Genomic DNA, 22945 nt, shown 5'->3' with positions numbered 1-22945 from the left:
GTTTAAAGGATGAATGAGTGAGGTRGTAACCGGGATCAATAATCGCCACATAAAAATGTCAGGATCAAGATCAGCAGCGAATACCACCCCACTTCATTTATGCAATTTGTTAATACCAATGCATCCTTCCAGTATATCAGGAAGCATTGGCCGGGGCATCATCAGATTAAAATCCGTTCGTGTGCATAAGCGTATTGAGCTTTATTTTCCCTTCTTTCTGCAGCCAGTTGTCAAAATTCATTAATCCCGGGTGCAGCGTTCTTAGAGTGTGAATATCCGCGTTATAACCTGTTTCATTGATTACTTCATATACGCGCGCTGCACTGCTGCTATGTTGACGAATGATCTCAACCGGAATCTGAGTATAAGAAATGATGGGGCCATTTTTTACGCCGTTGATGGCACTAACAATCTGTGATGGGGTCAGTGCGTCACCGGCAATCTCCAGGCTCTTTCCAATGAAATGATCAGGTTCCTGGAAAGCAATGGCCGCAAATGCACCAATATCATCTGCTGCGATAAGTTGTATTGCTACGTCGGGTTTTATAGCCGTTGAAAAGGTACCCGTTTGTAAACCAAAAAGAGGATCGGTAAAGTTTTCCATGAACCAAACCGGGCGTAAAATAGTGGCCGGTAACCGGAGGTCCCTGATATACTCCTCCATTTCCCATTTACTATAATTACGGGTACCTTTCAGGTGCTCAGCACCTGCCGCTGATGAATAAACAAAATGGCTGACACCCGCCTTTTGTGCAGCATCAGCAATATTCCTGCCCTGCCCGACTTCATCAGCATAGCCAAAACCAACCCGTGTAAAACCGGGTGAATATTCAGAAGGCTGAACACTGAAGACGCCATAAATACCTTCCATCGCTATGTCTAAAGATTCCCGGTTATCATGATCACCTTCCACCACTTCTGCACCAGCCAGGCGCAATACCTGTGCGGCAAAAGTATCTGCATTGCGGGTGAAGGCTCTGACCCTGTACCCCTTTGCCAGCAAATGACGGGCTACCGCACCACCTTGCTGACCGGTTGCACCTGTAACCAAAATTAATTTTTGACTGTTTTGCATAAATTTAAATATGGGTTAATGGATTGTTTGGTGTAATACAAAAATCGACCGAATTGATGTATTTTAGCGACAGGTTAACCGCAGGTAACTAATAACCTGGAAGTAACTATTATCTATAAAAAAATGACGGAGATAAAAGAATTACCTACCCAACAATGTCGTGGCCCATTGCTCGCCTTAAAAGATAGCCTCGATCTATGTGGCGGAAAATGGAAGTTGATCATCCTGGTATATCTTGCCGCCAGCAAAGACGAGAAACAGTTTTTTATGCAAATGCGGCGTGACATCGGTGGCATTTCTGCCAAGGTGCTTTCAAGTGAATTGAAGGATTTGGAAATAAATAAATTGGTGTCCAGAACCGTTTGCGATACGCAACCTGTAACTGTTGTATACGGGATCACTGAGCATGGAAAAACTATTTTACCTGTAGTAGAAGCATTGATAAGATGGGGACACCTGCATAGGCAGAAATTCAGGTTAAGTTAACACTTCAAGATAAGTATATACCAACCCGGATGCTAACAATAAAACAAAACAGTGCCAGATGAAAAAGTACTTTCCTTTTTTACTTGTATGCTCTTTTTTAATTCCTGATTGTTGTTTTTCACAGCACCTGACAAAAAAAGAATTGCTTGAAGACCTGATGTATTACAGAGATACATTGCCAGTAAAGCATAAAAACCTGTATGATAAAATAAGCAAGTCCGAATTTGAGCATAAAGTTTCCATGATAGCTTCAAAAGCAGATAGCCTGGATTATGAAACTTTCATGATAGCACTTTTCAAGTTAAACGTATCAATCGGCGATGAACATACCAGGATTGAGCCCCGATTCCATCTGTTTCTGCCAATAAAATTTGAAATGTTTGATGATGGCATTTTTGTTACCGGTATTGATTCTCTAAAATCAACCTGTCTTTTATCTAAACTGATGGCCATAAACGGGCATCCTATAGATGAAATCAACAGGAAATTCAGGGAAGTAATTAAAGCCGACAATACATCCTATTTTGAGATTTACAGACAGCAATTTTTAAACAACCCTTCTTTCCTGAAAGGATTAGGTATTCTGAATTCAGATACAAGTGCAGTATTCACTTTGCAAAATTCTAATCATGAAATGCTCAATGTAACACTTGGTTCCCTTAGTAAGGATAGTTTAAAATTAGCGCTGGCCAACCAATACCGGACGATGTTGCCTTACAGGGAAGATGGTAAAGCGTATTGGTATGAATACGACACCTTAAGGAAGATACTCTATTTTGATTTTGCACGTTGTGCAGAAGATAATAATCACCCATTCTCTCAGTTCAGCAATGAGTTGTTTTCAAAAATCGCCAGCACGCAACCCCATAAAATAATTATTGACTTACGCTTTAATGATGGCGGTAATTCGGGGGTTTTGAGACCTTTCATAGATAGTATTGAGCATAGTTATTTAAATAAAAAGGGGCACTTCTTTGTGCTTATCGGGAAGTCAACCTTCTCCTCTGCATTAATGAATGCCGTTGAGCTTAAAAGAAATACCCACGCCATTTTGGTTGGACAAATGACGAGTGGTAATATAAATCATTATGGAGAAGTCCGCGGATTCAGGCTTCCTAATACTAAAATGATGATCGACTATTCCACCAGGTACTGGGAGAACTGGAAAGGCAAGAAAGGGGCATTAATGCCCGACAAAGCCATCACCTACCGTTCGGAAAATTTTATTAATAATAAAGATGAAGCTTTGGAATATATCTATAAGCAGTAATGCTGACAACCTGTTACTTATCTGTTTTTTGATGCTCAATATAGTTTTCAACTATTTTGAGAAATTCATCTTTTGTCAAAAAGCGTTTAAAAAAATCTTCTAAAGTCCCGCTGTTGGTAATTTCACTAAAAAAAACTTCATGGTCCGTTCCAAACACAGTTGGATTTTCGGGGTTGCTATCATTCAGACAAACATAATACTCATCAGGAAAACCGTAACTATAGGTAATGAGCATAAAGTCGGGCGTGGTGCTCTCCGTAACCTTATAAATTTCGGTTAAATCCACTTCCTCTTCGTCCATAAACATATCATTCCATTCATCAAAGTCAAATGTCCCCTCTTTAAATGGAGTGAACAGTCTATTCCTAAAGAATGCTTGTCCATATGGAATTTCATGATCAGAAAAAAAGTGATCTCCCAGTTTTTTATAAAAGCTTTGCTTATCGTCTATATAAAGCTGATGATGGTCAGCATAAAACTTGTCTGCACCATATAATTCGTCACCATAATAATCCGGGTACAACGGATGCGGGAATGTTATTGCAGCCAGGTCTTCCTGCAGTGAGAAGCCTTTCACATGATCTATATTTCCGCCTAAACGCTGAATCTGAGTAAGTATTTCCTGTTTCATATATGCCGGACTGGTTGGCAATAAAGCTAATTAAAATAAAGAAAAGAATGACTGTAATTTGATTTTTCTCCTCCTATTACTATACGTTTATAGGTTAAAACTGAACATCAAACAAATGATCATAGCACTCATAGAACAAAAAATTGAAAAGAAACTTTTCGGTTTGGATTTATATGCACGATTCGGGAGAATCAAAGCGGCTGGCGAATGATTTCGGTTCCTGGTTAGCAAATACATCACTGGGGAACAGTTAATGTGGGCCTTTCCAGGCTCAATTGCCCAAACCTTGCAGGAAAATATTCAGGTCTTCGTCTTTTCCCAGGCCAAGCTTTTGCTTGATCCTGTAACGGCTCATCCGGACGCTTTTGGCTTCGATATGCATCAGCTGGGCTATCTGTCGCGTATCCATTTTTAGATAGAGGTAGGCACATAGTTTCAGGTCCAGTGGGCTGAGATTTCTTTGTGCTTTTTCGTTGATCAGGCTAAAAAAATCAGGATGTACACGCTGGATCTGCAATTTTGCATTTTCAAAATCGTTGTCAATTACCAGTTCTTCTTTTAAAATCTTTTGCATGTTTACTGAACCGCCTTCGGATAATTTATCTTTTATGTCGAGCAACATGCGATTCTTATGTTCCAGGTGCAATACATTGGCCATTACTTCCTTTTGAAGCTGTTGCTGCTGGGTTTCCATCAGCTGCTGCTCTGCCCTCAGCCTTGCCTGTTCTTCTTTTTGCAGCTTTATCTGTAACTCGGAATCCTGTTTTTCCAGTTGCAGCTGCTTTTCCCGTTGCATGGAGTAGCGTAACCGGAAATGATAGGAACGGAACATAAACATCAGGCCAAGCAGGGAAGCCAATGCGATACAGGCGTATAAATAGTTTTGCAGCATCCGGCTTTTTTCCCGCTCTTTCAGGATCCGCATTTCATTATCCTTCTTCTCTGTTTCGTATTGTATTTCCAGCTTTTGTGCATTCTGCGCCTGTTTCTGGCTAAAGTTTTTATTACTGTATTCCGTTACTTTTTCCTGGTAGTCCAGTGCTTTCTGATAATCGCCTTTGCGCTTGTAAAAACCAGATAAGCCTCTTACCACATTGATCATTGTATAGTAATAGGGCGGCTGTTCTGTTTTCATTACCTCGTAAGCCTCCAACAGATAACGCTCTTCCTGTACATTGTTATTCTCCCTCCGGGCATATTCGCTTAATATGCCTAAGCTGCTGGCAATCACTTCCTGGCAGTTGCTTGCATCTTTCAGCACGGTTCTGGCGGTATTGGCGAAATGGATAGCCTGAGCTTTGGCTCCGTCGTCCGTTTCCGGAAAATATTTCATGTAACAATTGGCGATATTAATACAGGTAATGGCATAAGTATAATCGGCCACCTGTCCGGGGTATTGCCGGTAAAGGGCCTCCGATTGACTTAAATAAAACAAGGTACTGTCCAGTTCCCGCTTTTCTTTTTGAGCGTTATAGTTATATTCATGGGCCACCGACAGGGCAGCATAGCAGTTGCTCAACATATTATAGTCCTTCGTTTGCAGGATATTTTCCGTTGCTTTCCGTGCATAAAAGTTTACTTTGGCTTCATTGTTCCAGTCTGAATTTACCACGTAAAGCTGGTAATATAATTTACCGGCAACGGTATAGTCCATCCGTTTTTCCAGTTCTTTGAGGCCAGACTGGCAATTTTTTACCATATTTTCCGGGTCATCAAGGGTTTTATATACCAGCACCCGGGCATAATAAGCATAGGCCATTGCTACAGGATCATTCGCCCGATGCGCCATTAACATGGCAGAGTCGCTTGTTTGTGTCAGGGTGGCTAATTCCTGGCTGTTGTATTTAATAGTTACCAGCAGTGTGTACGCTTTGGCTGCCGCTGTATAGTTTTTAATTTGTAAGGCTGTCTGGATACTTTGTCTGGCTGTCGACCCCGCAGCACTATAGTTTTTATTGACCCTAAAAGTTTCGGCCTGCTGATATAATATATCTGGCTGGGCATTTCCGTTTAATGCGTTTTTACTGCGAGTTCGCGAATTTTCAGCAGCTTCTGTTTGTGCGAAACCATCCAATGACAAACTAATGTAAATGCATATTAATATCGAATGAAGCAGGAATTTCATGCCGGCAAATTACTATAAATTGATAAAAGCGGCTGTAAGAATATAATAAAATGAATATTTATCATCTCTATAAATATTTGACATTCAATGATATTATTAAGATGTAGTCGTATTGTAGACGCTTAGCCCAAAGGGGTAGACGCTTTGTAGCATAGCAGGTTTTGGAAAATCATGGGTGGCAGGCGCATATTTGTGCCAGGCAATATTGCCCCGACAAACCCTTACATTTTATGAACAACCGTACCTTATCTATTATCTCCTACATTACACTGATTGGATGGCTGATTGCCTATTTTTCCGGAAAAGACCGGGCAGACAATTTACTTAAATACCACCTGAAGCAGTCTTTAGGTCTGGCGATTATCAGCATTGCTGTCAGCATCATTCTGAATATTATTGCCTATGTGGTTCCGGCGCTGTCTTTCCTGGGCCTCGTGGGATATGTTTTAACAGTATTCTGGATACTCGGAATGATTAATGCCGGCAACGGCGCTGAAAAGCCGGTTCCGGTATTTGGCAAAATGTTCGAAGACAAATTTGCTTTCATTAACTGAGCCTGTACTGAAATGACCCTGGAATTTTAATGTCATGATAGTAGTTACGAGAATAAACAAAAATCATCTCTTCCTTAAAACGATCCCAGTACCCGATGCCCCTTGTCCTTTATGTCAGGACAGGGGCAAAATGAAAATGACCTTCTATCAGCTGCAGCTGGAAGCAGGTTGGGTACGCAACACCAAAAAAATAACGGCTGCCGTTTCTTGTGAAAATTGCCACCGGGACGTACCAGTGGTGCGTTGGGACAAAGAACTGGATGCCTTTTACAAAGCTGAAAAGAAACAGATACAGGTAAAGTCCTCTTTTAATGCAGGAAAAGTAGGGAGAATCCTGATCTGGCTGAACATCCTGTTCTTCGGCGCCATTTTCCTGCTGTTTGCAGGTTTATTTATTTACCACCGCATCGGGCCTAAGCAAACAACTAAAACTGGCACAAACCGGGAAGTGCAGGTACAGCAATCCGAACAATATGCGGCCAGTCCCCTACCCGGAGACTTGGTATTGGTATATCTTTTCGATAGCCACCAACAGGGATTATTTAAAATAACGGCCATAGATGCAGCTAATGATGTGGTAAAGGCCATCGCCTCCGATAAAAGCATCGACGTTCCTGCCAATGCCAGTGAAGCCCCTGTAGCTGATGCGGATTTTAAACCCGGAAATGAAATGTCGTTTTCCAGGACGGACTATAAAAGCCTCCGGTTTACTGCGCCCGATAAGAAACTTTTAGGGAATGTACAAATGATTTACAGGAAATAAACTGAAGCAGATGAAAATTGAAACAGAAAAAGATGACCCACATTTCGCCGGAGATCATATATATGAAGGCAATAAAAAAGACCCCTATTCCAGGGTGATCGTCCATCTGCTCATTGGGCTGTTTTTTGCAGGCGCCGGCATTTATCAATTTATCCGGATTCAAAAATGGGAAATAGCAGGCGGCATCATCGAAATGAACGACTTCCAGCAGCTGCTCTATAAACATGCTGGTAAATGGGGAATCCTTGCTCTTTTGCTACTGGTGGGCGCTGTATTCTTTTACAAAGCATATGCCCGATGGAAGCGGATAAAAATGCAGGAGCGCCTGTAGATTTTTTTACATCAGCTGCAATTGATATAGTCAACACTTTAAAAATCAGAACATGGGTAATTATAAATACTTCACGCAGGAAGGGAACAAATTTCATTTAAAAACCAGTATGTCCACGGCAGTTGTCCGTTCGGTAGTATGCCTGGCTATAGGCGCAGCCTTGTATTTTATTATTCCGGCAGAAAAGAAAATCGGCATCTGGGCGGCGCTACTATTCCTCATTTTTGCGTTGATCAACTTATTAAAAACAACCAAAAAACTAACAATTGATCCCAACGCAAAAACCGTTATCCATAAAAACAATGCGCTGAGCGGCGAAGTAATTTATCACTTTGATAATTTTGACAATTTTTATGTACTCAGTAGCAAATATCTTTTTATAACACTGGATAGCACCGCCTTTTTCATATTCGATCAGAATGGAAATGAGAAACGTGTCCCTATAGTAGTGGGATTATTTAGCAAACAACCCGCGCAAAATGCGATCAATGAAGTGACGGAGATCATGGGAATTGAAGCAACCTAACCTGATCCTATTGACCTGAACAAAAACCAAGGCATGTACCTTTTTGGATTTTCGACAAATTATCTCCCGGTAAAAACCCTTCCCCTGGCGCATGTGACTTGCCCCCATTGTCATCAGAAGGGATTTATTGAAATGACTTTATTGCAGGAGGAGCAGGATGGTGTGGTTATCCAACGGTTGAACAAGCTATCGGCAACCGTCACCTGCACATCCTGTAAGCAATCCATCAGCAAAAATAATTGGAGCCCTGAAATAACCACCGCCTTTAATACAGCTGCAGCTACTACTAAACTAACAACGTCTGTTAAACTCAGCAAACAAGGAAAGCGCGTAATCGGCATTTTCATTGGCTGCATTGTTTCCGTTGCGGGAATATTCGCTGCGGATAAATTGGGTATCTTAAAAAATAGTGGGAAACCATCTTATGAGATAGAAAGCGACTATACGGAGCAATACATCAGGAACCCACAAGCAGGAGACATTTGCCAGGTGGGCATTTTTGAAGCACATGCCAGCGCCAACGCGGAGGGCAAATACACCCTGTTTAAAATTGTAAAAACAGATAAGGCCAATAATACCATTATCATGATCCCGCATACCGGGCAGGTAGCTTCTCCAAATGATTTCGGCAAGCTTTCAATGGATGCCGGCAGTTTTGATGCCGCACATCCCGAAACATTTGTTTTAAAAGAGTTTGAATACCACCACATCAAAAAAGAAAGTGAAGGATCGGGTGGTATAACGCGAAACATCTATAGTATAAGAAGGCCATAAATGGATGATAAGTATGAATAAATATCAGTTGAAAATAACATCCCATGAACTGAGCATTAAGCCCTATTATGGCTTTATGCCCAAGATAAAAGCATTCGCCATATTATCCGTTTTAATTTTTGGGATAATTCCTTTTACGGACAGTTGGCTGAACTACAATATCAGGTACATATCATACGGTATCGGTGCTATACTCGTTTTTTACGCGATCTATGATTACCTGTTTAATGTCAATGTGAAATTTCTTTTTGATAAGAATATGGAGGTCATCTACAAAATCAACGCACCATTTTTCAAACAACGGCTAATGACCTTTGAAGAAATGACGATTATCAATATTTCCCGGGAACATGGTACCATGGAATACGCCATTGGTCAACAGAAGAAGCAGTTTATGAAAAATTATTCCATCAGCGATACTTTTACCAACAGTAAGAAAAGCAACGCCCGGGAGCAGGAATATGTGGAACAGGTATTAAATCCCATTTTAGCATTTGTTAAAAGTGAATAAGATGTAATCGTTTGCCGCCCKAGCGAACGAAGCCGCCAATCTAATATACACACAGGGCACAAGCAACAAAACCCGCTATAGTAGCGGGTTTTGTTGCTTATAAAAATATAAGGGCTATAAGTGCCGTACTTATATCAAATTTTCATTCCTTTTACTTAATGGCATATATACGGTAAACTAATTTGCCTGGTGATGGGAAACGGCCTACACCAACGGCAATAGTATGATTGAGCCAGGCGTATTTCGGAGAACTGGTTTCAAACACGGGAGTTGATCTGAAATAATATTCAGAGGGCGGAAGTTCATTGCCCTTCCCTACACGCATTAAAGCAGAATTTGCTGCACTCGCGTAGTTATACCCGGTATAGGCGATGTAAATAAGAGCACCGTCATCTGTCTTAATAGTGGCACGAACGTCCATTTTAAAAGTGGTAGAATCTACAACAAGCCCCCACTCTCCGCTACAGTCCAACATTTTGCCGTTAATTTTATCACTTTTTATCGCACCTTCTTTAAACGGAAAAATAAGTCGCGTTCCTTTCAACACCGGTCCAATCGCTTGTGGTGGGTTGACGGTGATTTCCAAATCAAATAAAAATTTTGATTTAAGCTCCTGGGCATTTACCTGTGCACAAAAATAAATAGAAAAGAATACAGCAAGAAAGGTTACTTTTTTCATTTTATCGTGGTTTTATTTAAAATTGACTTACTGAAATGATGATGACTTATAACGCTGGTATTGAATTTTAATCTGCGTTAACCGGAGACGAGTCAAAAAAATCACTTACTTCACCGATAGCCGTCCTCGTACATCTCATAATAATATCTTGCAAATCGGCGCCCGAACTGTGCAGCGGGTCAATAGCTTTTACTAATATTGTTCTCAGGGTAAAAAGCTCCGATCTGTTAAATTTTTTCGACTCTTTTACCAATTCAAGTTTCATCCGCTGCTCTTGCTGATCTTGCTTGGGATTAAATATTCCATTTAGCTGACTGCATTGGTCGCAGACACCATTTTTGTTTACCAGGGCACACCTGTTATCAAAAATGTTAGTCATAGTATCCCTGGAAAAGTTCAGGAGATGTTTTACAACTCCTTCTGTCTTATCCAGAATGAGACAAATTTCTTTGACCTGGAAATCGTAAATGTCTTTTAAAATCAGTGCTACCTGGTTTTCTATGGGTAAGGTTTTCGAGATGCAGGTGAAACAAAAATCGATATGTTCTTTCATTTCATAAGCCCCGGCATTGAAAGTCTGGTGAACAATCCTGAACGACTGCTGGATCTCCTTAGTACCGATGGCTAAACTTGCGCCCTGATCCTGCGCATCTGCCGGCCATCTCTTTAATCTTCTTAAATGATCATAGGCCAGGTTGGTCCCTATTTTAAATACCCAGGTTTTGAGGGAGGAATCCCCGTTGAAGGTGGATATCTTGTCGAATGCCCTGATGAAGGTATCATGCGTCAGGTCATCCGCGTCATTCCGATCGGTTAATAAGCGATAGAGATATGATTTCAGCTGGTTTTGAAATTCGGCAAACAGCGTTTGGAATGAGTTGATATCACCGGCCAACGCTTTTTTAAGTATTTCTTCTTTTTCCATTTAATCAATTTAGTGCTTCATAACAAAGCGGGTTGCAGGCTTTAGAGGAAGCCTCCAACCCACTAAATATATTATAATAAATTAAGTTTCCCGCAATCAAAATCGACAATATGACTATTGAAAGCCATTCCATTTTCAGAAACCAGGAAGGCCGCCGTCTCGCCTAGTTGTTTCAATGTTGGCCCTGACTTCAGGATATCAAATTTTGTGTATCGCAAAGCCATTTTTTCCTCGGAAATGCCTGATAGTTTAGCAAAATCACTGATCATTCCTGAAATCTTCTTTGTTTCCAGCAAGGCGCCGGAGCAAATGCAGATCGATTTGATTCCATGCTGGCCAAACTCGGCTGCCATTACCCTCGTCAGCCCTTCAATGGCCGCACAGGCGGAGGCAAATCCTGCCATATTGGAGGTCTTCGTTCTCGACATGGAAGCCGTAAACAGTAAGATGGTGCCCTCGGACCCTGATTGGATCATATACTTTGCAGCTGCTCTGGAAGTAAGGAACTGCGACCCGCAAATTCTTTGTAGAGGATTCAGAAATTGCCCGAAAGTGACCATTGTCGTGGGGCTGCCACTACCTGCATCCTTATAGTAGCTCCCGATACCATTGAACACCATATCCAGTTTTCCGTTGTCCGCAACAACCTTTTGTAAATAGTTGTCGATCTCCGTCTCGTTCAATGCGTCCACCTGGCCAGCTTCCGCTTGCCCCCCATTAGCCCCGATCTCTTTGGCCAAAGCTTTTACTGCATCCAGGTTGGGTGCGGTGACATACACCTTTGCGCCATGTTGGGCGAATGAGCGGGCAACTGCTCCTGCTATTTCTCCCGATGCCGCAAATACCACGGCTACTTTGTCTTTTAAATTGTCCATTTTGTCTGGCTTTCTCTTATTGACGATTGAGCCGCGCAAAATGATCGGGTTTTTGTGAAATAATTTTAAGTTATTGATTACAAGAAATATAAGGACTGTCTTTGAGGTTGTTTATAATAAAAACGGGATATAACTTATCGCTAAATTATATCCCGTTTCATTATTATACGCGTCGTGGTTACTAAAACCCGATTTGTGTACTATCCGCGTTCCAATCAGTATTCAGCGATACCTTGAATCCAAAATGAGGATCAATCTCGGGTCCGAAAAGCTTACCGGTAATGATCACCTTCTTATTCCATTCATTAGTGAATCTTACTTTCCGCTCCGCCATTATATGACCGCTTCCATCCCATGCCGTAATAGTGGCCACCATGGGTGTCGTTCTATTCAGGATAAAGCGTTCGAACTTTGTGGCGCTCACCCTCACAAAAGGTTTAATGATCTGGGGCCTGTCGATGTCGGGGATAGCCGGGTCTGTATAAACAGCATCTGTTAGACCTGTGTTAAAAAAATAATACCCACATTCTTTATCCAGACGCACTTCAATACCCTGGTTGGCATTCGCATCTAAAATATTTACTTCTACTTTACCAACAATCCTGTCCAGTGCCCTTGCAGCCACAATGGTATCAGTATTGATATTGATCGTGAATTTCTTATAAAATGCTTCTTTTTGCCAATACCAATTTACCACCCTAAAACTCAGGTAGGCTGAATCAAGCGGAAATGGCTTTGGCTTCCGATCCGGATAACCGGCATTTCCCAAAGTATCAGAGCCATTGAACGGCATATTAAAGGGGGAAGCAAACATCACAATCGTATAAGGCCCTCCTGGCTGAAGGGAATCTTTAACGGTTCCAAAGGCACTTCCAATGGAAGACTTCTGAAATTGCCTGCTTACTTCTTTGCCGCGGTTATCATAGGCCAGGTACCAGAAATACCGGACATAACTTCCCATAGAATCGGTAGCAGCCAGCTTCGCACTGCTATTGGGTAAATCTACGGTTTCCTGTGTAAAACCTGTTGCGCTGAATGTAACCGCTACTTTTCCTTTCGGATCAGATGTGGAAGGATTTTCAAGAGGCTTGTCGTTCTTTGAGCAGGCAAAGAATAGCAGGCAGAGTGCAATCGCACCTACGGACATGGCTTTCATAACAATGTTTAATTTAAAGGTTTCAAAAAAGAGATATGGTTACTTAATAAATAAAAAACATGATTACTTTGGCATGATATGGTCAGGCTACAATAAATAAAAACAATATTCTAAAATAGAAAATTTCGGGTACCTGGTGTTATTTTTTTTGAGATGACTACAAAAGAAGTATACCTTTTCTGATTGATCAGTTTGGGGGCATCATCCAAAACCAGGCATGGAGGAAGGATCAGGGGCTATTAATTTTGTGGTTCATTGGAAGAAGGAGGAGAACACGTTTCTTATTATACTGCCTGAATGGCTGTAAATGTATTCCACGCTTTTCCCCTCCCACAATAGCAACAGAAAAAACTTATCTACAACGAAAAATAAAGAATCTACATCAGATCATGGATTCTGTAAAGTCCAGTGTTGATTGGCACCATCTACCCAGTCCCATACCTGGATAATCCCGCCATTAACATACACAGTAGTAGAGGAAAGGTCTAAAACTTTGCCACTACCTACATTGATGAAGGCTTTACCGGAAATTTTCCACTGTTGATTGCCATACTGCAACCATGACCATTGCTGTACCCGGCCACCATTCTGGTAAGCAGTTGACGCCTGCGCCTCCAGCACCTTCCCGCTCCAGACGTTTGTAATGATGTAAGCGTCATTGCCCAAGGCAGTGAGTATCCATTTTTGATTGTCTTTATTCAGGTACTCCCATTGCTGCACCTTTCCGCCATTGTTATTGATCTCTGACAATTCGACCTCCAGTACTTTACCGCTTTGTTCGTTGACGATCCTGTAAGGACCACTAAGGCGGCCCACCGGCAAGCTGGCCAGCGAGGAAGCAATGGAATTACCAGCTGCGGCGGCGGGCAGTACTGGTGATTTTTCTTTTCCGGCAGTAGCTGGCGCAGCTTCCTTCCTGCAGGAAGACATTAATAAAGTGACGGGAAATGCAAATAATAGCACGAAGTTGATTCGTTTCATAAATAGGGTTGTTTTAAAATGAAGAAAGGGTTTAATAGCTGTATAAGGTTTTCTGGTGTCATGTAATGTTCAAAGCAAAAATAAGAGGGGCTACTGCAGTGACTTTGCTATAGAGGCAGCGCTCATAATGAGGTTTTCACCTTACGCGTAACAATCGCTGTCTAAATTTCCAGATTCAATAATTGTGATTTTGTTAGCATTTAAATAAAAAAGGATACTTACCTTTATTTGTATGTTACGGACCATTTTTTTTGCTGCTATTTTAATGTCGGGCATGACTGTAAATGCACAGATAGACTCCTCTTTCGGGGCTATGAATGGCATGGAGTCTGCTTTCAAACACCCTCACCAGGTAGGCGATACCAATAACATCCATCAAAAATGGTTTGTTACAAAATATGCAGGCGTTTCCACTGGCTTTGTAGCATTTAAAGGAGGAAGCAGCTCCTTCCTGTCAGTACCTTTGGCATTGCAGATTAACCGTCAACTGACCAACAACCTGTACGCCTTCGGAGGCGTATCAATAACACCTTCCGTTTTCCGTTACAACAGCCTGCCTTATCAACCTGCGGTTAACAAGGGCAATAGCTTTATGCAAACGAACAACTTTGCCGCCTATTCAGATGCTAAAATAGGCGTAATGTATATCAGCAATGATAAAACATTCTCCATTTCCGGTAGCATTGGCGTAAGCAGAGGCGGCTACAGTGGCTATTCTCCCTTTTATGCCCCGATGTACGCTCCTGTACGGGGAAATACTCAACGATAAAATATTTAGCCTTTAATTGTGTAGACAGTGTCGGCACAATTAAAGAAAGTAGAATTCAATTTGTATATGAAATGGATCACCCGCGAGCGACCCAAAATTGACAGGCTGGCTTGTCCCTGGCTGATCAAAAGATTTGTAGACCAGGAGGCAGAGTTTATATACGTCCCCTTCAATGAAGTGCTGACCAAAGCTGCTGAATTGAATGCCATTCCATTTGATCTCGCTGGTGTTGAGTATACCCATTACGATGATTTATGCACCTTTGATTACATCATAAAGAAACACAATATTGATGATCCGGCTATTCATGCCCTGGCTCCTATAATTCGGGGGGCAGATACAGACAGACATGATCTTGCTCCCCAGGCTGCTGGTTTATGGGCAATCTCCGCAGGTATGGCGCATGATGAGCCGGATGACTATCAATTGCTGCAGAAAGGAATGCTGTTGTATGATTCCCTCTATAGCTGGGCCAGATATCTTCAGCACGTAAAGCATACCCAACAACCCTTCGAGAATCAACTGCTGGATATTTTCAAGAAATTCCTTCAGGATGAAAAGGATAATAAAAAAGTGCCTCATTGGGCAAAGGAACTAAAGGAGATCATCCAGGACCAGATAGATACTAATCTCAACCTTAGCCTGAAAGGACTATCGGAAACGCTACAGGTACACCCCGCCTATCTTTCAAGGGAGTTTTCCAAATATTTTGATGATCTCACCTTTGGAGATTACATCCGCAAACTACGGATAGACAAAGCTATTCAGCTACTCACCCATACATCTCACTCCATGACGGAGATTGCTTACCTGACTGGCTTCTCAGATCAGAGCCATTTTACCCGGATTTTCAAGACCCATACCGGCAAAAGTCCATCTGCCTACAAAAAAAGTTTGCCGAAAAAGTAAAAACTATACAAAACCTTCGTTTTCATTCTATTTATTAATAACGGGTAATCGGACTTTGTAGCCAAATGGAGCTATCGTGAAGTGGATTACCGCACCAGCCGTAGGGAAAAAGGTGTATGATGCTTATATCGCCGGGCAAAATATCGCCAGGACGAAAAACATACCTGGAATAAAACATCAATAAATAGTAATGGACAATAATAGCACTGCGACTTATAGCCTACGCCAATTAGTAGGCTATTTTCTTGGGTTAGGCAGCTGGGGCTTCGGTGGCCCGGTTGCTCTTGCAGGTTACATGCACCGTGACCTGGTTGAAAAAAGGAAGTGGATCAGTGAAGAAGATTATAAAGAAGGGCTCGCATTAGCGCAGCTTGCCCCCGGCCCACTGGCCGCACAGTTGGGCATATACATTGGATACGTACACTATCGTATACTGGGAGCAACACTCGCCGGTTTAGCATTTGTGCTGCCATCGTTTATTATAGTAGTGACCCTGGGATTCATCTATACGCAGTGGCAGGGTATCCCCTGGATGCAGGCCGTATTTTATGGGGTTGGGGCAGCTGTCATTGGCATTATCGCCATGAGCGCCTATAAACTAACCCGTAAATCAATTGGCACAGATAAGTGGCTGGGCGCCATTTATCTCATTACAGCCGCATATACAATATGGAAAGAAAATGAAAACGTGTTGCTTTTCCTCGGCGCCGGAATTATTTACTGGTGGGTGAAATCTCCAAAGAAGAAAATATCCGCCCCGAAGAAAAAAGCCGGAGAACTTATTACATCTTTTTCATTCCCGCTATTGTTCAATTTTTCATTCGGTGCATCCGGTAATACGCTCTGGCAGATCCTCTTATACTTTACTAAAGCAGGAGCCTTGGTTTTCGGTAGCGGTTTAGCTATCGTTCCATTTCTCTATGGTGGAGTAGTAAAAGAACATGCCTGGTTGAATGAGCAACAATTCATGGATGCAGTGGCAGTAGCTATGATTACCCCCGGCCCGGTTGTAATAACCGTAGCATTTATCGGGTTCCTGGTGGCCGGCTTGGCCGGTGCTTGTGTGGCCGCTTTTGGCACCTTCTTTCCCTCTTATGTTTTTACAGTGGTGCCTGCACCTTATTTCAGGAAATATGGAAAACATCCCGGCATAAAGGCTTTTGTTGATGGGGTTACCGCTGCTGCCATCGGCGCCATATCCGGCGCTGTGATTGTACTGGGTAAAAGATCACTGGTAGATATTTACACGATTGCCCTGGCTATCATCACAGTGATAGTGCTATTGCGATTTAAAAAATTGCCAGAGCCGGTAATCATATTAGCGGCAGCAGGTATCGGGCTTTTACTAAAGCATATTCAATAACCACCCATAAATTCAATGATATGCACAGCATCCAATTTCTTAAATCCGGACTGCTCTTTGGAGGGGCCTGAATCTTACATGCGAACAGTGCATTGGCTTACAGCCTCCGGGAAAATAAAATATTGAAAAATTAATTGATGCTAACGGAGCCTTGGAAACGTTGGATAAATTTAAAGGCTATATTGCAGAAACTTCCAAAAACAGAACGTCTGAATACAGCCAGAAAGATCGGATAAGACTATTCTAAATAACTAATAAATGAACGTTTACCACAAGCAGGTATGGATGTATGGTTGCTTAATCATGCTGTCTTTACCCGCTATAGCACAACAAAGGACAATCCATATTAAGGAATTACTATCCCTGGTACAATCGCAGCCGCAGGTGAAAGCATATGAGCAACAATCCCAGGCGGCACAGTATAATGTAGGTCTTGCGAAAAACTCACTGATGCCGGAACTAACAGCTGGTTACCAGGCTGGATATGCCACTTACAATAATATCATCGGGGTAAGCTACCCAGGGTTAATCTCCCCAATGACCGGCCCTCCTTCTGCCGGAAATGTGTATGATCCCGTTCCCGGTACTGCCGTAGCTGCCTTGTTGAAATGGAACCCGCTTACCTTTGGGCAGCGGCAGGCGGCTGTTGAAAAGGCAGCAGCACAATATAAACTGGCGGGCACCTATTACAATGATGCACTTTTCCGGCAACAGTTCCTTGCCATAACATCCTATCTGAATGCAGTGTATCTCCATCAACTCCTGCAGAGTTATGAAGCCAATATCGAACGCACTAAAGTTGGGCTACAACAGTCCCTGGTATATGCACAACAAGGCTTGCGACCAGGTATCGACACTACCCAGTTTCAGTCAGTGCTGGCACAGGCACAAACAGATCTGATGACAATACAGCGTCAGTACTATGCAGAAATTTCTGAACTCACGCGGATAACCAATTTACCTGAAAAGCCGGATGGTATTGTATTATCAGATACTTTGCTGATTAATCAATTGCCTGTTGATGCAGACACCTCTTCCGGCTTTGCTTCCCACCCTTCCCTTCAGTACTATCAGACTAAAAAAGAAGTCAGCGAAGCTGCCCTTAAAGAAGTACAACGGGCATGGCGGCCTAAACTTGATCTTTGGGCCAATGCCTTTGCGCGTGGTTCCGGTGTGCAGGCAGATGGATCTGTCAACAAAGCAGATGGCTGGTCTTTATCCCGTAGAAATTATGGCGCCGGAGTACAGATAAGTTTTCCCATCCTGCAATTTTCACAGGTAAATCTCCAGAAAAAGCAGTACAAGCTGCTGCTTAAATCAGACGAGGCACAATTAGATCAGGTCAAACTAAACCTACAAAAGCAAAAAGAAACTGCACAATTTAATTATGAGCAGAATTTATCTATTGCACAACAATCACTGGTACAGGCTCACGCTGCCCGTTTCGCCTTTGATGGATTGAAACTTAGTTATGAAAGTGGTCTGATAGATTTTACAAGGCTGATTCAGGGGCAATATGATCTGCTAAAAGCCGAAGCTGGCGAAGCCAATACATTTTTGCAGGTATGGCATTCCCTGTTGGAACTGGCAGCGGCAAATGGTAACCTGAATGTTTTTACGGATAAACTGAAATAACGATACGCTCTTTATGAAACTAATCATTTCGGCATTAAGGCATCCCGTCACCATACTGGTAGCAGTTATTGCCATCCTCTTTTTTTCTTTCCTGTCTATCCGCAATGCGAAGGTGGATATATTCCCCCGCCTTGGTTTGCCGGTAGTATATGTTGCACAGCCTTATGGCGGGCTGTCTCCCGAACAGGTAGAAGGATTTGTTACTTCCTATTACGAGTACCACTTTCTATACATCACAGGCGTTAAATATGTAGAATCTAAAAGTATTCAGGGTGCTGCTATTATTAAAATAGAATTTAACGAAGGCACAGATATGAGCCAGGCGATGGCGGAAGTTGTTGGGTATGTAAATCGTGCAAGAGCTTTTATGCCCCCCGGTACTGTACCACCCTTCGTTACCCGTTTTGATGCGGGAAGTGTTCCCGTAGGCCAATTGGTTTTCAGTTCAGAAAGCCGGTCATTAGGTGAGATATCGGATTTAGCGTTGTTTAAGGTACGCCCCATGTTTTCTACATTACCAGGTGTATCTGCTCCTCCTCCGTTCGGTGGTAACCAAAAAACAGTGCTGATTACGGTAGATCCTGAAAAGCTACGGGGACATAATCTTTCACCTGACCAGGTGGTGCAGACCATTGCTAAATTTAATACCATCTCCCCAGCCGGTAATGTTCGCATCGGTGATACTACCTATATCACTCCACAAAACAGTGTCATCGAAACCTTGCAGGACCTGCAGAATACGCCACTGCAATTAGGTGCAGGTCCGGCAGTATATGTGAAAGATATTGCCAACGTAACATTGGGAGCAGACGTTACCACCAGCTATGCGCTGATTAACGGTAAACGATCTGTGTATATTCCGGTGACTAAACGTGCAGATGCCTCTACCTGGGATGTTGTACAGAGAGTAAAGGCATCGTTGCCGGATATGCAGGACGCAATACCAGCAGATATTAAAGTTACTTATGAATTTGACCAGTCAGGATACGTTATCAACTCGCTGAAAAGCCTGTTATTTGAAGGTGGCTTAGGAGCCATACTTACAGGACTGATGGTGTTATTGTTTCTCGGGGATCGCCGCAGTGCATTGATTGTTATAATGACTATTCCACTGGCCCTACTCTCTTCCGCCACCTTATTATATCTCACCGGTCAAACAATCAATATCATGACGCTGGGAGGATTGGCCCTATCTGTGGGAATACTGGTGGATGAAGCAACCGTAACGATTGAAAATATACATCGGCATCAGGAAATGGGCAAGAATAAAGCCCGTGCTATCACAGATGCCTGTCGGGAAATAGCCGGACCGAAACTACTGATCCTCCTGAGTATTCTGGCCGTTTTTGTACCTGCCATGTTTATGAATGGTGTGCCTAAAGCCATGTTCATGCCACTGTCATTGGCTGTAGGATTCGCTATGATTGCATCATTCCTGTTATCTCAGACTTTTGTACCGGTAGTCTCCAACTGGTTGCTGAAAGATCACCTGAATAACAAAAACGGACAGCAGGATAAAGGATTTTACGCTAAAATAAAACAACGGTATGCTGCTGCAGGGCAACGGTTTCAATCAGGTTTCGGATGGGTCACAACATTATTCCTGGTTATTTCAGTCGGTCTTGTTTTGCTCCTCTTCTCATTTACAGGAACAGAACTATTCCCACAAACCGATAGTGGACAAACGCAGGTCCGCTTGCGCCTTCCTGTTGGTACGCGCTTTGAGCGAACAGAGGATGCCACCCGGCGACTTTTGTCATTGTCTGACAGCATTGCCGGTAAAGGAAATACGGAGATTACATCGGCATTTATTGGAACACAGCCTTCCAGCTTCCCCGTAAACTACATTCACTTATGGACAAGTGGACCACAGGAATCGGTGACTAAAATAAAACTGAAGAAAGATATTATTCCCATCGCTGTTTTCAGGGAAAAACTACGGGCCGCAGTTGCCAAAGAAATTCCTAAAGCAAGCATATCATTTGAACCAGGTGACATCGTGGAACAGGTGCTAAATCTTGGTAGTACCAATCCGATAGAAATAGCTGTGGTGAACCGTAACCTGGCAGAAGGAAGAAAGACAGCACAGGAATTATTAAATAAATTGTCTGCCATTCCTTCTTTACGTGATCTTCAGATATCTACTCCATTGGATTACCCGGCCATCCGGTTAGATGTAGATAGAGTAAAAGCAGGACAGCTGGGCATTTCAGGAGATCAGGCAGCCCGTTCAATTGCGATAGCCACTTCATCCAGTCGCTTTACCTCGCCTAATTACTGGCTGGACAAAACAACCGGTACTGCTTACCAGGTGCAGGTGCAATATCCGGAGTACCGGATGAACAGTACCGCACAGCTGGAAGCTATTCCAATATCCGGAGGCATTGGTAATACACATTATTTGAGTGAAGTAGCCACCTGGAAGCGCACCATTGTCGCAGGAGAATATGACCGGCTTAATCAGCAACGTTACATTACTATTACGGCGAACGTCCATAAACAGGATTTGGGAACCGTTTTCAGTAAAGTAAACAAGATGGTCTCCGGTATGGGAAAACTTCCGAACGGAGCCAAAATCCTGCTGCGCGGTCAGCCGCAGTTACTGGAGCAAACGCTTACCAGTCTGCAATTTGGATTATTGATAGCAGTGATCGTGATCTTCCTGGTAATGGCCGTTTACTTTCAATCCTTCCGGGTTGCACTGGCTACTTTATCCATTATACCAGCGGTAGTTGCCGGTTCGTTGTTGTTCCTTTTAGTTACTGGCAACTCTTTAAATATTCAGTCATATATGGGTACGATCATGGCGGTAGGCGTGGCTATTGCAAATGCAGTGCTTTTTATTACAAACGCTGAATTTAACAGGAAAGAAAGTATTCCCTTCGGTCATATGCGGGCAGCCGAAGCGCGTTTACGTCCTATTTTAATGACGAGTGCCGCAATGATAGCAGGAATGATCCCGATGGCTTCGGGTATTTCGGAAGGAGGCGATCAAACAGCCCCATTGGGCATCGCAGTAATTGGTGGATTGCTATTCTCCGCTATCGGTGTGTTGTTTTTTCTACCTCATGTATATCAACTGATCATCGGCAGAAGGGCATTTAAATATGTTTCTTTAGATCCGGATGATTCAAACAGTACTCACTATGATAAACAATAATAAAAATAAACTCAATTATATGCGATCCATCGCGTTCATTAGTGCCATTGTAATATTAGCAGCTTGTGGTAACGTACAGAAACAACCAGGAAAAGAAAGCGCAAATGCCGTCCAGGATACTGTGCCGGTATTTATTTTGAAACAGGATACCGTTAAAAAAACGATCGAGTTACCAGCGGAACTGATTCCATATGAAAATGCAGAGTTGTTTGCAAAAGTACAGGGCTTTGTACGTGCCATGAAAGTAGATCTGGGCGACCGTGTAAAAAAAGGACAAACACTTGCCATTATAGAAGCACCGGAAGTTAACAGCCGGTTTGCAGAATCAGAAGCCGCTTTGCAGTCTGCCAAGGCTAAATGGGCATCCAGCAGAGATAATTATGACCGGTTATTTCGGGCATCCCAGGCCAAAACGCCGGGTATTGTAGCCCCTGTAGACCTGGAGCGTAGTCGCAATTTAATGCTGGCGGATAGTGCTACCTATGTAGCTGCCAGTAAACAATCGCAGGCATACAAAGAAGTATCCGGATACCTGTATATCACCGCACCTTTCGACGGTGTAATCACTGCCCGTAAAGCTGACCCCGGATCGCTGGTAGGTTCCAATGCCATGTTACTCACGGTGCAGAATAACCGGACCCTGCGCCTTCGTGCAGCCGTTCCTGAAATCTATACGGCTGCTGCCAGCATCTCAAAGAATATCGATTTCCGGGTAGATGCTTATCCCACACAGCGTTTCAAAGCAGTGCTTACCCGTAAATCAGAAACTATTGACCCTGGCACCCGCACGGAGTTATGGGAATTTCAGGTAGATAATAGTGATCACTTACTCAAAGCAGGCTCCTTCGCTTATGTAAAGATAGCCCTGGAACGCGGTACGTCATCATTCATAGTCCCTTTTGCTGCTGTTGCCACCACCCAGGAAAAGAAGTTTGTGATCCGCGTTCATCAAGGTAAAGCAGAATGGGTAGACATCCGGCAAGGCATGACTGTGGATGCAGGCATTGAGATATTTGGCAACATATCCGTTGGCGATACCCTGTTAAAGAAAGCCACAGATGAAAGAAAACCAGGTAGCACGGGCCTTTGGGTATTGAAGCATTAAGTTTAATGATGCGATATTTTTTTTTATTGTATACCATCATATAAACTACCGGAAAACCAAACAATATAACGGTTACAATAATATCAGCTATCCGGGAATGCCTTTTTCTCCTGGMATTCCCGGATATTTTTTTTGATCCCGTTAAAACCCTGTGGAATATCCTTTTTTTAATATTCTCTAAAGGCCCATACCCTCGCATTTGTCATTCTCAAATCCCCACTACACTAGCTTTGAATATTATACAATACGCCATACACTCGCTTTAGATAATCTTCATTTTACCCCGCAAACCGGTTCCCCGGATTATGTTATATTTATAGTAATCAAAATAATCTCCCATGG

At 42.8% G+C, this 22945-nt stretch carries 22 protein-coding genes; 14 read left to right on the top strand and 8 right to left on the bottom strand.

Annotation, left to right across the window (positions count from 1 at the left end):
* Positions 1 to 166: 166 nt before the first annotated feature.
* Positions 167 to 1075: an NmrA/HSCARG family protein gene (locus AC1DCV_RS28150; RefSeq protein WP_477026305.1), complete on the bottom strand. Its 909-nt coding sequence runs from the start codon at positions 1073 to 1075 to the stop codon at positions 167 to 169.
* 123 nt (positions 1076 to 1198) lie between these two features.
* Between AC1DCV_RS28150 and AC1DCV_RS28145 the strand changes: the two genes are divergently transcribed.
* Together AC1DCV_RS28145 and AC1DCV_RS28140 are read left to right on the top strand one after the other, a co-directional pair.
* Positions 1199 to 1561: a winged helix-turn-helix transcriptional regulator gene (locus tag AC1DCV_RS28145; protein ID WP_477026304.1), complete on the top strand. Its 363-nt coding sequence runs from the start codon at positions 1199 to 1201 to the stop codon at positions 1559 to 1561.
* Positions 1562 to 1937: 376 nt separating this feature from the next.
* The gene (locus AC1DCV_RS28140) at positions 1938 to 2831 is read left to right on the top strand and encodes a S41 family peptidase (protein ID WP_477026303.1); all 894 of its coding nucleotides are present in this window, start codon (positions 1938 to 1940) and stop codon (positions 2829 to 2831) included.
* A 13-nt stretch (positions 2832 to 2844) separates the two neighbouring features.
* On the opposite strand, the gene AC1DCV_RS28135 is transcribed toward AC1DCV_RS28140, so the two are convergent.
* Together AC1DCV_RS28135 and AC1DCV_RS28130 are read right to left on the bottom strand one after the other, a co-directional pair.
* Positions 2845 to 3462: a hypothetical protein gene (locus AC1DCV_RS28135; RefSeq protein ID WP_477026302.1), complete on the bottom strand. Its 618-nt coding sequence runs from the start codon at positions 3460 to 3462 to the stop codon at positions 2845 to 2847.
* Between the two features lie 271 nt (positions 3463 to 3733).
* Entirely contained in the window at positions 3734 to 5587 is a 1854-nt protein-coding gene (locus AC1DCV_RS28130) for a helix-turn-helix transcriptional regulator (protein ID WP_477026301.1), read from the bottom strand.
* Positions 5588 to 5817: 230 nt separating this feature from the next.
* Here AC1DCV_RS28130 and AC1DCV_RS28125 point away from each other — a divergent pair, with 230 nt between their 5' ends.
* Genes AC1DCV_RS28125 through AC1DCV_RS28100 form a run of 6 tightly spaced genes read left to right on the top strand, consistent with a single transcriptional unit; the run spans position 5818 to position 9046 of the window.
* Complete coding sequence (locus tag AC1DCV_RS28125; RefSeq protein ID WP_477026300.1) at positions 5818 to 6141, top strand: magnetosome magnetite crystal formation protein family; 324 nt, start codon at positions 5818 to 5820, stop codon at positions 6139 to 6141.
* Positions 6142 to 6175: 34 nt separating this feature from the next.
* The gene (locus AC1DCV_RS28120; protein WP_477026299.1) at positions 6176 to 6904 is read left to right on the top strand and encodes a hypothetical protein; all 729 of its coding nucleotides are present in this window, start codon (positions 6176 to 6178) and stop codon (positions 6902 to 6904) included.
* 10 nt (positions 6905 to 6914) lie between these two features.
* A complete protein-coding gene (locus AC1DCV_RS28115; RefSeq protein WP_477026298.1) occupies positions 6915 to 7235 on the top strand; it encodes a hypothetical protein in 321 nt (106 codons plus the stop codon).
* Positions 7236 to 7287: 52 nt separating this feature from the next.
* Positions 7288 to 7761, top strand: coding sequence for a hypothetical protein (locus AC1DCV_RS28110; RefSeq protein ID WP_477026297.1), 474 nt, complete (start codon positions 7288 to 7290; stop codon positions 7759 to 7761).
* A gap of 33 nt (positions 7762 to 7794) precedes the next feature.
* Positions 7795 to 8535, top strand: coding sequence for a hypothetical protein (locus AC1DCV_RS28105; RefSeq protein WP_477026296.1), 741 nt, complete (start codon positions 7795 to 7797; stop codon positions 8533 to 8535).
* A 13-nt stretch (positions 8536 to 8548) separates the two neighbouring features.
* Positions 8549 to 9046 (top strand): hypothetical protein, encoded by a 498-nt coding sequence (locus tag AC1DCV_RS28100; protein WP_477026295.1) that lies wholly within the window; start codon positions 8549 to 8551, stop codon positions 9044 to 9046.
* Between the two features lie 151 nt (positions 9047 to 9197).
* Here AC1DCV_RS28100 and AC1DCV_RS28095 read toward each other — a convergent pair whose 3' ends face one another.
* The 5 genes from AC1DCV_RS28095 to AC1DCV_RS28075 form a co-directional block, all read right to left on the bottom strand.
* The gene (locus tag AC1DCV_RS28095) at positions 9198 to 9725 is read right to left on the bottom strand and encodes a DUF3237 domain-containing protein (protein WP_477026294.1); all 528 of its coding nucleotides are present in this window, start codon (positions 9723 to 9725) and stop codon (positions 9198 to 9200) included.
* A 67-nt stretch (positions 9726 to 9792) separates the two neighbouring features.
* Complete coding sequence (locus tag AC1DCV_RS28090; RefSeq protein ID WP_477026293.1) at positions 9793 to 10650, bottom strand: RNA polymerase sigma factor; 858 nt, start codon at positions 10648 to 10650, stop codon at positions 9793 to 9795.
* A gap of 71 nt (positions 10651 to 10721) precedes the next feature.
* The gene (locus tag AC1DCV_RS28085) at positions 10722 to 11564 is read right to left on the bottom strand and encodes an SDR family NAD(P)-dependent oxidoreductase (RefSeq protein WP_477026292.1); all 843 of its coding nucleotides are present in this window, start codon (positions 11562 to 11564) and stop codon (positions 10722 to 10724) included.
* 142 nt (positions 11565 to 11706) lie between these two features.
* Positions 11707 to 12681 (bottom strand): hypothetical protein, encoded by a 975-nt coding sequence (locus AC1DCV_RS28080; RefSeq protein ID WP_477026291.1) that lies wholly within the window; start codon positions 12679 to 12681, stop codon positions 11707 to 11709.
* Between the two features lie 387 nt (positions 12682 to 13068).
* A complete protein-coding gene (locus tag AC1DCV_RS28075) occupies positions 13069 to 13662 on the bottom strand; it encodes an RICIN domain-containing protein (RefSeq protein ID WP_477026290.1) in 594 nt (197 codons plus the stop codon).
* A gap of 232 nt (positions 13663 to 13894) precedes the next feature.
* Here AC1DCV_RS28075 and AC1DCV_RS28070 point away from each other — a divergent pair, with 232 nt between their 5' ends.
* The 6 genes from AC1DCV_RS28070 (at position 13895) to AC1DCV_RS28045 (ending at position 22603) form a co-directional block, all read left to right on the top strand.
* Positions 13895 to 14431, top strand: a complete 537-nt coding sequence (locus AC1DCV_RS28070; RefSeq protein ID WP_477026289.1) for a hypothetical protein — start codon at positions 13895 to 13897, stop codon at positions 14429 to 14431.
* Between the two features lie 27 nt (positions 14432 to 14458).
* Positions 14459 to 15340: a chromate resistance protein ChrB domain-containing protein gene (locus tag AC1DCV_RS28065; RefSeq protein ID WP_477026288.1), complete on the top strand. Its 882-nt coding sequence runs from the start codon at positions 14459 to 14461 to the stop codon at positions 15338 to 15340.
* Positions 15341 to 15530: 190 nt separating this feature from the next.
* The gene (locus AC1DCV_RS28060) at positions 15531 to 16703 is read left to right on the top strand and encodes a chromate transporter (RefSeq protein WP_477026287.1); all 1173 of its coding nucleotides are present in this window, start codon (positions 15531 to 15533) and stop codon (positions 16701 to 16703) included.
* 258 nt (positions 16704 to 16961) lie between these two features.
* Positions 16962 to 18338: a TolC family protein gene (locus AC1DCV_RS28055; RefSeq protein WP_477026286.1), complete on the top strand. Its 1377-nt coding sequence runs from the start codon at positions 16962 to 16964 to the stop codon at positions 18336 to 18338.
* A gap of 13 nt (positions 18339 to 18351) precedes the next feature.
* Positions 18352 to 21498 (top strand): efflux RND transporter permease subunit, encoded by a 3147-nt coding sequence (locus AC1DCV_RS28050; protein WP_477026285.1) that lies wholly within the window; start codon positions 18352 to 18354, stop codon positions 21496 to 21498.
* A 19-nt stretch (positions 21499 to 21517) separates the two neighbouring features.
* Entirely contained in the window at positions 21518 to 22603 is a 1086-nt protein-coding gene (locus AC1DCV_RS28045; RefSeq protein ID WP_477026284.1) for an efflux RND transporter periplasmic adaptor subunit, read from the top strand.
* Positions 22604 to 22945 lie beyond the last annotated feature (342 nt).

The organism is Chitinophaga sp. 10T418 (assembly GCF_056394125.1).
The sequence above is the reverse complement of the archived record's forward strand: the minus strand, read 5'-3'. Positions and strand labels throughout refer to the sequence as shown.